Genomic DNA, 12,609 nt, shown 5'->3' on the forward strand with positions numbered 1-12,609 from the left:
CGATAGCGGCGTAACAGCCGACATCCATTTTGAATGTCAGTCGGCTATCGCGAGCAGGCTCACTCCTACAAGGGGAGGGTGTTGTGTCAGGGGCTGCCGATGGTGCTCAGCGTGTGCGATAGCGCAGGCGGGTGCCGAAATTCATCGACATCAGGATCTCGTCCGCACTCAGTTCCGGCGGGAAGTACGCGCCGGAAATCTGCGCATGGGCCAGGCTCGCGCCTTCGAGTGATGCATTACGGAAGTCGATGCCACGCAAATCGGCAGAGCGGAAGTAGGCGTCCCGGAAATCCACGCCATCGGCGTTCAGTTCACGCAAGTCGAGACCACGGAAGTCGCCACCGACCATGTCGATCGGGCCGTCGTTCGGGCGTTCCTTGTTGAAGCCTGCGATGTCGTCTTTGTGCAGCAGGGCATAAAGCGGGGTGTCGAGAAGTTTCGGCTGGCTCATGTCACATCACCTGTTGGTTTTATGACGCCAGTATAGTGCCACTATTTGACGGCCGTGAAGCAAGCGAGGGCTTCACGGCCGAAATAGTTTCTTAAAGGCCCGGCAAGCGCTGGCGGATCTGTGCGACTACGGTGTCGAGGGTCCCGCTTTCATTGGTCTGTACGCGTTTGCTGCGCAGAATTTCTTCTGGCGTCAGCGCTTCGCGGCTGGCCTGCTGGGCCTCGATCACGGCCAGCGTGGCGTCGGAAGGGTCCTTCTTGTCTGCCTGACGAATCGCCAGCCAGCTCTCGATCACGGCTTGCGGTGCGTTGCAGTCGAGGATCAGGAACGGCGTGCCGGTGGCTTCGGCGACTTGAGCGGCGTTGTCGCGTTGCTCGCGCTTGAGGTAGGTCGCATCGATCACTACCGGGAAACCGGCGTGCAGAATCACTCCGGCAATCTCATGCAGGCGGGCATAGGTGGCAACGCTGGCATCGGCGCTGTAAATCCCCGCCTGCACGTCGTTGGCTACGGTCTGCTCGCCGAACAGGCGCTTGCGCTCGACGTCGGAACGCAGGCGAATCGCGCCCAGCGCTTCGACCAGACGCATCGCCACGTGGCTCTTGCCGACAGCCGATACGCCGTGGGTGATGGCCATAAAGCGCGAAGGAATGGTGCTGTAGCTTTCCGCCAGGTTGGCGTAGTTGCGGTACTGGCGCAGGGTGGTGGCGCGCTGCACCGGGGTGGCGTCCGCCGGCATGCTGAACAGTGCAACTTTGGCGCGAACCAGTGCGCGGTAGGCTTTATAGAAGTTCAGCACTTCCAGGCCTTGATAGTCGCCGGTCAGCTCCAGGTACTGGCTGATGAAGCGGCGGGCGAGGGATTTCAGGCCACGGTCTTCCAGGTCCATCGCCAGGAAACCGGTGTCGGCCCAGACGTCAGTGAAACGGAAAGGTTCGTTGAACTCGATGCAGTCGAAGATCACCACTTTGCCATTGATGACAGTGGCGTTGCCCAGGTGGATGTCACCGTGGCATTCGCGAGTGAAACCCTCGGCCTTGCGCTGGCTGAACAGTGCCTTGAGACGATCGAAGCTGCTCTCGGCCCAGGCTTGCAGGGCTTCGAGTTGCAGCAGATCGTTTTTGTCGCTGAGGAACGGCAGGATCTGCTCGAAGTTCTGGCGCACCGGGGCCATCACGCTGTCCGGGGTCCCGGCCTCGTGTTCGGCCGGGACTTTTGGCGCACTGAGGTGGAATTTGGCGATCTGCTCGGCCATTTCATCAATGTGCTGGGTGGTCAGCTCACCGTTGGCCTGCAGGGTGCTGAGCAGGCCGGTCTGCGGGAATTGACGCATCTTCAGCACATATTCGATCACCGGGCCGTCGCCACCCAGTTGTGGCGCCTCGACGCTGCCGGTCACCGGCAACACGTCCAGATACAAATCGTCGGTCAGACGCTGGTTCAGACGCAGTTCTTCAGCGCAGAAATGTGCGCGCGACTCTAGGCCAGTGAAGTCGAGGAAGCCGAAATTCACTGGTTTCTTCACTTTATAAGCAAACGGGCCGGTGAGGATCACCCACGAGATATGGGTTTCGATGACCTGGAACCCTTCGACGGGGTGCGGGTAGAGGGCCGGGTTTTGCAGGGCAGCGATCAGGGACTGGCTCACGGGCGATCCTTCAGAGACTGGGAAATTCGAGGTCGCCATTATGGCCGCTCGCCAGCCTGACGCAAACCTCGGAGCGCTCCTGTTGAGTATGAATAAAGTGCGTATAATCCGCCGCCATGACTCGAACTCGATCCCCCCGTACCAAGAAAAAACCAGTCTCCAAGGGCCTCAGCCCATGGTTGAGCTGGGCCATTAAACTCAGTCTGGTCGGCCTTGTGGTGCTGGCCGGCTTCGCCGTTTACCTCGATGCCGTGGTGCAGGAGAAGTTCTCCGGCAAGCGCTGGACCATCCCGGCCAAGGTATACGCGCGTCCGCTTGAGCTGTTCGTCGGACAAAAGCTGAGCAAGGACGATTTCCTCACCGAGCTCGATGCCTTGGGCTATCGCCGCGAAGCCGTGAGCAATGGCCCCGGTGCTGCTGCCGTCAACGGCAATACCGTTGATCTGAACACTCGTGGCTTCCAGTTCTATGAAGGCCTGGAAAAAGCCCAGCCGGTGCGCGTGCGCTTCTCCGGCGACTATGTGGCCGAACTCTCGGGGCTCAATGGCGGTAAATTGTCCGTGGTGCGGCTTGAGCCGCTGATGATCGGCGGCATTTACCCGAAAAACCTTGAAGACCGCATCCTGATCAAGCTCGATCAGGTGCCACCGTACCTGCTGGAAACCCTGGTAGCGGTGGAAGACCGCGACTATTACAGCCACTGGGGCGTGTCGCCGAAATCGATTGCCCGGGCCATCTGGGTCAATACCTCTGGCGGCAAGATGACCCAGGGCGGCAGTACGCTGACCCAGCAGTTGGTGAAAAACTTCTACCTCACCAACGAGCGCAGCCTCAGCCGCAAGCTCACCGAAGCGATGATGGCGATGCTGCTGGAGCTGCACTACGACAAGAAGGAAATTCTTGAGGCCTACCTCAACGAAGTCTTCGTCGGGCAGGACGGTCAGCGTGCGGTGCACGGCTTTGGTCTGGCCAGTCAGTTCTTCTTCGGTCAGCCATTGTCCGAGCTGAAGCTGCATCAGGTAGCGTTGCTGGTCGGCATGGTCAAAGGGCCGTCCTACTACAACCCGCGTCGCAACCCGGAACGTGCGCTGGAGCGGCGTAACCTGGTGCTCGACGTGCTTGAGCAGCAAGGCGTGGCGACTGCCGAACAGGTTGAAGCGGCGAAGAAAATGCCCTTGGGCGTGACCACGCGCGGCAAGCTTGCCGACAGCTCGTTCCCGGGCTTTATCGATCTGGTCAAACGCCAGTTGCGCGAAGACTATCGCGACGAGGACTTGACCGAAGAAGGCTTGCGGATCTTCACCAGTTTCGACCCGATTCTGCAGATGAAGGCCGAAGCGTCGGTGAATGACACCTTTAAACGCCTGGCTGGACGCAAGGGCTCCGATGACGTGGAAGCGGCGATGGTCGTGACCAACCCGGAAACCGGCGAAGTGCAGGCGATGATCGGCAGTCGTCAGGCCAGTTACGCCGGTTTCAACCGGGCGCTGGACGCCGTGCGGCCGATCGGTTCCCTGGTCAAGCCAGCGGTGTATCTGACCGCACTGGAAAAACCGAGCCGTTACACGCTGACCAGTTGGCTGTCGGATGATCCGCTGTCGATCAAAGGCGCGGACGGCCAGGTGTGGAAGCCACAGAACTACGACCGTCGCTCCCACGGCACAGTCTTCCTCTATCAAGGGCTGGCGCATTCGTACAACCTGTCGACCTCGCGCCTGGGTCTGGAAGTCGGTGTGCCGAATGTGCTCAAGACCCTCGCGCGTCTGGGCGTGACCCGGGAATTCCCGGCGTTCCCGTCGATGCTGCTCGGGGCTGGCGGCATGACCCCGATCGAAGTGGCGACCATGTATCAGACCCTCGCCAACGGTGGTTTCAATACGCCGATGCGCGGGATTCGCAGTGTGCTGACCGCCGATGGCGAACCACTCAAGCGTTATCCGTTCCAGATCGAGCAGCGTTTCGATCCGGCGTCCATCTACCTGATCCAGAACGCCATGCAGCGTGTGATGCGTGAAGGTACCGGCAGCTCGGTTTATAACGTGCTGCCAAAGACCCTGACGCTGGCCGGCAAGACCGGTACCAGTAACGATTCGCGTGACAGCTGGTTCGCCGGTTTCAGTCAGGATCTGCTGGCGGTGGTCTGGCTGGGTCGCGACGACAACGGCAAGACCCCGTTCACCGGGGCGACCGGTGCATTGCAGGTCTGGACCAGTTTCATGCGCAAAGCCGATCCGCTGCCGCTAGACATGCCGCAGCCGGACAACATTGTGCAGGCGTGGGTCGATTCGCGTACCGGGCAAGGCTCCGATGCCAACTGTCCGGGGGCGGTGCAGATGCCGTATATTCGCGGCAGCGAACCGCCACCCGGCGCCGCGTGTGCAAGCGAAACGCCTGCCTCGCCGGAGTCGGTGATGGATTGGGTCAAGGGCTGGATGAATTAAGCAAAGAGGGTTTCAAGTGAACAAGTGGTTGATTCCAGCGGTGACTGCCGTGGCTTTGCTCAGCGGCTGCTCTACCGTGCAGCGTGGTTCGATCCCGGTGGTGGACTCCGGCACAGCCGTATCCAACAGCGAACGGCTGTCGGCCAACGGCGGTTTCCGCAAGACGACGGTCAAACGCCCAGTCCAGGGCCAGGCGCAATCCCAGGCCATCCCGCAAGGCGATACCGGCGTGGTGGTGATGGTGCCGGGTGGCGGCGCCACAACATCGGCACCGATCAGCTCCTCGCCGATCGTTCCGGGCCCGGCTTCCGGCGGAATCACCGCAGGGCCGTACAACCCGTCGCCGGTCGAGTCGGCACCGATCAACTCCGGCAGCTACAGCATGCCTTCGACGCCAAGCGGGATTCCTTCGGCCAGCAGTGGCGGTGGTCTGTCGGCGGACGAGCAACTGGATGGCCCGGTGCTCGCCTTGCTGACCACTGCGCAACAGCAGCAGGCCGGTGGCGACCTCAACGGTGCGTCTTCCAGCCTCGAGCGTGCTCAGCGTGTAGCCCCGCGTGAGCCGCAAGTGCTCTATCGTCTGGCGCAAGTGCGCATGGCCCAAGGCGACGCGCCACAGGCGGAGCAGTTCGCCCGTCGTGCGCTGACCATGGCCAACGGTCGTCCGGACTTGCAGGCCAACCTGTGGGAGATCATCGCGCAGTCCCGTGAGAAACAAGGCGATTCCGCCGGCGCAGCGCTGGCTCGTCAGAAGGCCAAGGTTTCGCTGTGATGGATTCCCGTTTCCCGAAAATCGCCGATCAGTTGCTGCTGATCGAGCGTGAACTGCGCGCGCAGGGTTGGTGGGATGACGTTCAGCCATCGGCCGAAGCCCTGAGTAGTGTCGAACCGTTTTCGGTCGACACGCTGGATTTCGAGCAATGGCTGCAATGGATCTTCCTGCCGCGAATGAAGATGATCCTCGAACAGGATCTGCCGCTGCCTAATGCCTCGGGTATTCAGGAAATGGCTGAAATGGTCTTCGCCCAGCGCAATCTGCAGGGCAAGGATCGACAGCTGCAGGTGCTGCTCAAAGAGTTTGACCTGCTGATTACCGCTTCCCGCTAGAGCCGATCCCCTGTAGGAGCTGCCTGCGGCAGCTCCTACAGATTTTTATTCGCAGTTCTGCGCAATCTGCTTCTGCGCTTCGACAATGCGCTCCTGCCGCTGCGCATCATCCAGCCGCCGTAATTGTCCTTCCACTTCCTCCCTCAACCGCGGATTGTTCTGCAATTGCGCCAGGTTCGTCCGTGCCTGTTCGCAAAATGCCTTGAGCTGCGCCTGCTGCTCCGCCACCTGTTTCTTCACCTTGTCGTCGATGGCTTTCTGATCGCCCAGCGCACCGCTGCCAGGCATGGCGGCAGGTTTCGGTGGGGGCGAGGAGGGCGTCTGCACAGTCGTCGCCGGCAGCCCTTGCGGTGGCTGCGCATCGAAGTGCGTGACGCCCTGGGCATCTACCCATTTGTAGATTTGAGCGGCCGAGCACCAGGGGCTGAGGCCGATCAGCAGAGTTAACAGAAGCGTTCGCATGCTGATTCCTTGGCAAAATTGCGCAATTGACGCTAACAGAGTAGCTGTTTTCAGGTTTTTTCTTGCGTTCTCATGTGCTTACCCACAATTAAGCACATTGACGGCTTGACTTGGAGAGGGCGAAACAGAAGAATCCAAAGTCCGCTGTAGAGGGACTGCCAGAAGCAGACCCACTCGGTAGATCATGAGGCGCATATCCGCGTCGACCTGTTACACCCGCAACGCGTTACCTCGCGCTGGGTGGGAAAGGCCCGCAACACTTGGGACGATCCCAATACTTGCTCAGTCAGTGCTGACGTAGTCGGCGACCACCGTCGCTCATGCTCTGCCGAGAAGTAAACCTATTAAGACCCGCCCCTTTTGTGTGGACGGTATTCTGGCGTTTTAGAGGTGAACAACGTGGAGCTTTTATCTGGCGGTGAGATGCTCGTCCGCTTCTTGCGTGACGAAGGCGTCAAATATATCTACGGGTACCCGGGTGGTGCTCTTCTTCATGTTTACGATGCCCTGTTCAAAGAACCGGAAGTGACCCACATCCTGGTTCGTCACGAACAAGCGGCCACCCATATGGCTGACGGTTACGCCCGTGCCACCGGTAAAGCCGGCGTGGTATTGGTGACATCAGGTCCTGGCGCCACAAACGCCATCACCGGTATCGCCACCGCCTATATGGATTCGATTCCAATGGTGATCATTTCCGGTCAGGTGCCAAGCACCATGGTCGGCACCGACGCGTTCCAGGAAACCGACATGATCGGTATCTCCCGGCCGATCGTGAAGCACAGCTTCATGATCAAGCACGCCTCGGAAATCCCGGAAGTCATGAAGAAGGCCTTCTACCTGGCGCAGTCCGGTCGTCCGGGCCCGGTCGTGGTCGATATCCCGAAAGACATGACCAACCCGGCCGAGAAGTTCGAATACATCTTCCCGAAAAAAGCCAAGCTGCGTTCCTACAGCCCGGCCGTCCGCGGTCACTCCGGGCAAATCCGCAAGGCGGCAGAAATGCTCCTGGCAGCCAAACGCCCAGTGCTCTATTCCGGTGGCGGCGTGATCCTCGGCAACGGTTCCGCACCGCTGACCGAACTGGCGAAAATGCTCAACCTGCCAGTGACCAACACCTTGATGGGCCTGGGCGGTTTCCCTGGCACCGACCGGCAGTTCATCGGCATGCTCGGCATGCACGGCAGCTACACCGCCAACCTGGCGATGCACCATGCCGACGTGATCCTGGCTGTCGGCGCGCGTTTCGATGACCGTGTGATCAACGGCGCGGCGAAGTTCTGCCCGAACGCCAAGATCATCCACATCGACATCGACCCGGCTTCGATCTCCAAGACCATCAAGGCCGACGTGCCAATCGTTGGCCCGGTGGAGAGCGTCCTGACCGAAATGGTCGCGATCCTCAAGGAAATCGGCGAGACCCCGAACAAGGAGTCCGTTGCCAGTTGGTGGAAGCAAGTCGATGAGTGGCGCGGTGATCGCGGCCTGTTCCCATATGAAAAGGGCGACGGCAGCCTGATCAAGCCACAGACCGTGATCGAGACCCTGTGCGAAGTGACCAAAGGCGATGCCTTCATCACTTCCGACGTGGGCCAGCACCAGATGTTCGCGGCGCAGTACTACACGTTCAACAAGCCGAACCGCTGGATCAACTCCGGTGGTCTGGGCACCATGGGCTTCGGTTTCCCGGCGGCCATGGGCATCAAGTTGAGCTTCCCGGATGACGACGTTGCCTGCGTCACCGGTGAAGGCAGCATCCAGATGAACATCCAGGAGCTGTCGACCTGCCTGCAATATGGCTTGCCGGTGAAAATCGTCATCCTGAACAACGGTGTTCTGGGGATGGTTCGTCAGTGGCAGGACATGAGCTATGGCAGCCGCCACTCGCACTCTTATATGGAGTCGCTGCCTGACTTCGTCAAACTGGCTGAGGCCTACGGTCACGTCGGCGTGCGCATCACCGATTCGAAAGACTTGAAGTCGAAGATGGAAGAGGCGTTCGCCATGAAAGATCGTCTGGTGGTGATCGATATTTCGGTCGATACCAGCGAGCACGTCTATCCGATGCAGATCAAAGACGGCTCCATGCGCGATATGTGGCTGAGCAAGACGGAGCGTACTTAATCATGCGGCACATTATTTCCCTGCTTCTGGAAAACGAACCCGGCGCTTTGTCTCGCGTAGTCGGCCTGTTCTCGCAGCGCAACTACAACATTGAAAGCCTGACGGTGGCGCCAACCGAAGACCCGACTCTGTCGCGTCTGACGCTGACCACTGTTGGCCACGATGAAATCATCGAGCAGATCACCAAAAACCTGAACAAGCTGATCGAAGTGGTCAAGCTGGTGGACCTGTCGGAAAGCGCTCACATCGAGCGCGAGCTGATGCTGGTCAAGGTCAAGGCCACTGGCGCCCAGCGCGCCGAGATCAAACGCACCACCGATATTTACCGTGGACAGATCGTCGACGTCAGCGCCAGCGTGTATACCGTTCAACTGACCGGTACCAGCGACAAGCTCGACAGCTTCATTCAGTCCATCGGCACCGCATCGATTCTGGAAACCGTCCGTAGCGGCGTGACCGGCATTGCCCGCGGCGACAAAGTACTCAGCATCTAAACCAAATTAGCGAATGGCCTGAACGGCCTGGATATATAGGGGAAATTCATGAAAGTTTTCTACGATAAAGACTGCGACCTGTCGATCATCCAGGGCAAGAAAGTTGCCATCATCGGTTACGGTTCCCAGGGCCACGCCCAAGCGTGCAACCTGAAAGATTCCGGTGTCGACGTAACCGTCGGTCTGCGTAAAGGTTCGGCTACCGTTGCCAAAGCCGAAGCTCACGGCCTGAAAGTGACCGACGTGGCCGCCGCTGTTGCCGGCGCCGACCTGGTCATGATCCTGACCCCGGACGAATTCCAGTCCCAGCTGTACAAGAACGAAATCGAGCCGAACATCAAGAAAGGCGCCACCCTGGCCTTCTCCCACGGTTTCGCGATCCACTACAACCAGGTTGTTCCGCGTGCCGACCTCGACGTGATCATGATCGCGCCGAAAGCGCCGGGTCACACCGTGCGTTCCGAGTTCGTGAAGGGCGGCGGTATCCCTGACCTGATCGCGATCTACCAGGACGCTTCGGGCAACGCCAAAAACGTTGCACTGTCCTACGCAGCTGGCGTGGGTGGCGGTCGTACCGGCATCATCGAAACCACCTTCAAGGACGAGACCGAAACCGACCTGTTCGGCGAACAAGCCGTACTGTGCGGCGGTACCGTTGAGCTGGTGAAAGCCGGTTTCGAAACTCTGGTTGAAGCTGGCTACGCGCCGGAAATGGCCTACTTCGAGTGCCTGCACGAACTGAAGCTGATCGTTGACCTCATGTACGAAGGCGGTATCGCCAACATGAACTACTCGATCTCCAACAACGCTGAATACGGCGAGTACGTGACCGGCCCGGAAGTGATCAACGCCGAATCCCGTCAGGCCATGCGCAACGCCCTGAAACGTATTCAGGACGGCGAATACGCCAAAATGTTCATCAGCGAAGGCGCGACCGGCTACCCTTCGATGACCGCCAAGCGTCGTAACAACGCCGCTCACGGTATCGAAATCATCGGCGAGCAACTGCGCTCCATGATGCCGTGGATCGGTGCCAACAAGATCGTCGACAAAGCCAAAAACTAAGTCGTCATCCTTGTACGAAAAACGCGGCCTCGGCCGCGTTTTTTCGTTTGAAACCGATGGTTCTGGTATAAAGCTGCATCGTTTGTGGCCGAACCGTCGTCACAGGCACCTGTCGAAACTTTCCAAACCGTTGCAAGGTAATGTCCATGAGCGAACGTCCCGAAGAGCCGAACCAGGCTTCTGACGCCGAAAGCCTGCTGCCCATCGATGAACATGTCGAGGAAGGGCACGACGCAGAAGGTCGTAAAGTCCGGCATCGTGGTATCTATCTGCTGCCGAATCTGTTCACCACTGCGAACCTGTTCGCAGGGTTTTATTCCATCATCAACTCGATGAGTGCCCAGGCTGCCTTGAGCGCCGGTGACTCTGCGAATGCGAGCAAGTATTTCGCCTTCGCCGCGATCGCGATTTTTGTGGCCATGGTGCTCGATGGTCTTGATGGCCGTGTAGCGCGCATGACCAATACGCAAAGTGCCTTCGGCGCCGAGTATGACTCGTTGTCGGACATGGTCGCGTTCGGTGTAGCGCCGGCGCTGCTGGCCTTTGGCTGGGCATTGGGCGACATGGGCAAGGTCGGCTGGATGGTCGCCTTCATCTATGTAGCCGGCGCGGCATTGCGTCTGGCGCGTTTCAATACCCAGGTCGGTACGGCTGACAAGCGATACTTCATCGGCCTGGCCAGCCCGGCAGCTGCCGGCGTGGTCGCAGGCATCGTCTGGGCGTTCAGCGATTACGGCATTCAGGGTTCGAAGATGTCGTTCCTGGTCGCCTTGATGGTGGCGGCTGCCGGCATGTTGATGGTCAGCAACATCAAGTACAACAGCTTCAAGGAGCTGGACTTGAAGGGGCGCGTGCCGTTCGTGGCGATCCTCGCCGTGGTGCTGGTGTTCGCCGTGGTGTTCAGCGATCCACCGCGAATTCTACTGCTGGTGTTCCTCGGTTACGCCGCTTCCGGTCCTGTGCAATACCTGTTGCGTCTTCGTCGTCACAAAAACGCCGAATGATGTAATTTCCCGCATACTCCGCAGTCTATGGGTGCATCTGTCCTCCAAAGCTGCGGAGTTGCCATGCTGATCAAAATCCCCAAAGCGTCCGACTGCCATGAGTCGGATGTCACGCCTGAATCCATTTATCTTTCTCGTCGCCAATTGCTCGGAGCTACCGCGGCCGGTATCGCCGTGAGCAGCCTGCCGCGTTGGGCCAGTGCCGGGGATGCGGCGCGTTATGCCGATGTCGAGCCGGGCAAGACGCCTGCCTGGTTTGCCGAGAAGCTTCCTTCTACCAAGTGGGGCGCCGTCAACGCCAAGGACGAGGCGATCACGCCTTATAAAGACGCGACCCATTACAACAACTTCTATGAGTTCGGTACCGACAAGGGTGATCCGGCGGCCAATGCCGGTTCGCTGAAAACCGAGCCGTGGAGCGTTGTCGTCGATGGGGAGGTGGGTAAGCCAGGGCGTTACGCGCTGGAGGACTTCATGAAGCCGTACCAGTTGGAGGAGCGTATCTATCGCCTTCGCTGTGTTGAGGCGTGGTCGATGGTCATCCCGTGGATCGGCTTTCCGATCTCTGCGCTGCTCAAACAGGTCGAACCCACCTCCAACGCCAAGTACATTCGCTTTGAGACTCTGCAGGATCCCAAAAGCATGCCAGGCCAGCGTTCGGGGTTCGCCCTGATCGATTGGCCTTATGTAGAAGGCTTGCGCCTGGATGAGGCGATGAATCCCTTGGCGATTCTGGCGGTAGGCATGTATGGCCGCGAGTTGCCGAATCAGAACGGTGCGCCGCTGCGTCTGGTGGTGCCGTGGAAGTACGGCTTCAAGAGTGTGAAGTCCATTGTGCGGATCAGTCTGGTCAGCGAGCAGCCCAAGACCACTTGGCAGAGCATCGCGGCAGATGAATACGGGTTTTATGCCAACGTGAATCCGACGGTTGATCATCCGCGCTGGACTCAGGCACGGGAGCGGCGTCTGCCGAACAGTCTGTTCAAGCCGAATGTGCGTGATACACAGATGTTCAACGGCTATGCGGATGAAGTCGCTTCTTTATATACAGGGCTCGATCTGCGGAAGAACTACTGATGCGATATCCGTTCTGGCGTGTAGGCGTTTTTATCGCTGCGGCGATTTGGCCATTGCTTTGGTTTTATCAGGCGTTCGCCGATTTGCTCGGGCCGGATCCTGGCAAAGTCCTGGTTGATCGATTGGGGCTGGGGACGCTGGTATTGCTGCTGATCACTTTGAGCATGACGCCGTTGCAGAAATTGACGGGGTGGGCGGGCTGGATTGCTGTGCGCCGTCAGTTGGGACTTTGGTGTTTTGCCTATGTGGGTCTGCATTTGTTCAGCTATATGGCGTTTATCCTCGGCTTCGACTGGTCGCAGTTGGGCGTGGAGTTGCGTAAGCGGCCATACATTATTGTCGGCACACTGGGTTTTCTCGGGTTGTTGGCGTTGGCAGTAACCTCTAATCGCTACAGCCAGCGTCGTTTAGGTGTGCGCTGGAAGAAACTGCATCGGTTGGTCTACGTGATTCTGGGGCTGGGATTGCTTCATATGTTGTGGATCGTGCGTGCTGATCTCAAGGAGTGGGCGATCTATGCCTTTATAGGTGCAGTGCTTTTACTGCTGCGTGTGCCTGCCGTTGCCCGTCGAATCCCGCGTTTATTGGCTAAAAAGCAGGTTTTGCAATAAAACTGAAATTAACGGTTGACGGCAGATTCAGGAGGTCTATAATTCGCCCCACTTCCGGCGCAGTCGAAACGGAAAACTCCTTGAGATTCAATGAGTTACGCAGTTTTCGGCAGCGGCTCGCTTCA

General features: G+C 58.9%; 12 protein-coding genes. 9 read left to right on the plus strand and 3 right to left on the minus strand.

The features are described 5' to 3' along the window. Positions 1–106 precede the first annotated feature (106 nt). Complete coding sequence (locus tag QMX91_RS22785; RefSeq protein ID WP_003228227.1) at positions 107–451, minus strand: pentapeptide repeat-containing protein; 345 nt, start codon at positions 449–451, stop codon at positions 107–109. A 91-nt stretch (positions 452–542) separates the two neighbouring features. Beyond that, positions 543–2,099, minus strand: coding sequence for a bifunctional aminoglycoside phosphotransferase/ATP-binding protein (locus tag QMX91_RS22790; protein ID WP_282413421.1), 1,557 nt, complete (start codon positions 2,097–2,099; stop codon positions 543–545). Between the two features lie 116 nt (positions 2,100–2,215). Here QMX91_RS22790 and mrcB point away from each other — a divergent pair, with 116 nt between their 5' ends. The 3 genes from mrcB to QMX91_RS22805 are packed head-to-tail and all read left to right on the plus strand — an operon-like array spanning position 2,216 to position 5,647. Continuing rightward, positions 2,216–4,540 (plus strand): penicillin-binding protein 1B, encoded by a 2,325-nt coding sequence (gene mrcB / locus QMX91_RS22795; RefSeq protein WP_097089183.1) that lies wholly within the window; start codon positions 2,216–2,218, stop codon positions 4,538–4,540. Between the two features lie 16 nt (positions 4,541–4,556). Next, positions 4,557–5,312: a hypothetical protein gene (locus QMX91_RS22800; RefSeq protein WP_098965620.1), complete on the plus strand. Its 756-nt coding sequence runs from the start codon at positions 4,557–4,559 to the stop codon at positions 5,310–5,312. Further along, a complete protein-coding gene (locus tag QMX91_RS22805) occupies positions 5,312–5,647 on the plus strand; it encodes a YqcC family protein (RefSeq protein ID WP_097089181.1) in 336 nt (111 codons plus the stop codon). The genes QMX91_RS22800 and QMX91_RS22805 overlap by 1 nt, the downstream gene beginning before the upstream one ends. Positions 5,648–5,692: 45 nt before the next feature. Here QMX91_RS22805 and QMX91_RS22810 read toward each other — a convergent pair whose 3' ends face one another. Further along, positions 5,693–6,109, minus strand: coding sequence for a DUF4124 domain-containing protein (locus QMX91_RS22810; RefSeq protein ID WP_095140088.1), 417 nt, complete (start codon positions 6,107–6,109; stop codon positions 5,693–5,695). A gap of 399 nt (positions 6,110–6,508) precedes the next feature. On the opposite strand from QMX91_RS22810, the gene QMX91_RS22815 reads away from it, so the two are divergent. The 6 genes from QMX91_RS22815 (at position 6,509) to msrQ (ending at position 12,484) form a co-directional block, all read left to right on the plus strand. Beyond that, complete coding sequence (locus QMX91_RS22815; protein ID WP_027614081.1) at positions 6,509–8,233, plus strand: acetolactate synthase 3 large subunit; 1,725 nt, start codon at positions 6,509–6,511, stop codon at positions 8,231–8,233. Between the two features lie 2 nt (positions 8,234–8,235). Beyond that, complete coding sequence (gene ilvN / locus QMX91_RS22820) at positions 8,236–8,727, plus strand: acetolactate synthase small subunit (protein WP_003205610.1); 492 nt, start codon at positions 8,236–8,238, stop codon at positions 8,725–8,727. Between the two features lie 48 nt (positions 8,728–8,775). Then, on the plus strand, positions 8,776–9,792 hold the full coding sequence (ilvC, locus tag QMX91_RS22825; RefSeq protein WP_007959661.1) for a ketol-acid reductoisomerase: 1,017 nt from the start codon (positions 8,776–8,778) through the stop codon (positions 9,790–9,792). A gap of 146 nt (positions 9,793–9,938) precedes the next feature. Beyond that, positions 9,939–10,796 carry a CDP-diacylglycerol--serine O-phosphatidyltransferase gene (gene pssA / locus QMX91_RS22830; protein WP_027614080.1) on the plus strand — a complete coding sequence of 286 codons (858 nt, stop codon included), beginning with the start codon at positions 9,939–9,941 and terminating at the stop codon, positions 10,794–10,796. A gap of 63 nt (positions 10,797–10,859) precedes the next feature. Further along, entirely contained in the window at positions 10,860–11,873 is a 1,014-nt protein-coding gene (gene msrP / locus QMX91_RS22835) for a protein-methionine-sulfoxide reductase catalytic subunit MsrP (RefSeq protein ID WP_134787335.1), read from the plus strand. Next, on the plus strand, positions 11,873–12,484 hold the full coding sequence (gene msrQ, locus QMX91_RS22840) for a protein-methionine-sulfoxide reductase heme-binding subunit MsrQ (protein ID WP_134787334.1): 612 nt from the start codon (positions 11,873–11,875) through the stop codon (positions 12,482–12,484). The genes msrP and msrQ overlap by 1 nt, the downstream gene beginning before the upstream one ends. Positions 12,485–12,609 lie beyond the last annotated feature (125 nt).

The organism is Pseudomonas sp. PS01299, assembly GCF_029960145.1.
Classification (GTDB): domain Bacteria; phylum Pseudomonadota; class Gammaproteobacteria; order Pseudomonadales; family Pseudomonadaceae; genus Aquipseudomonas; species Aquipseudomonas putida_A.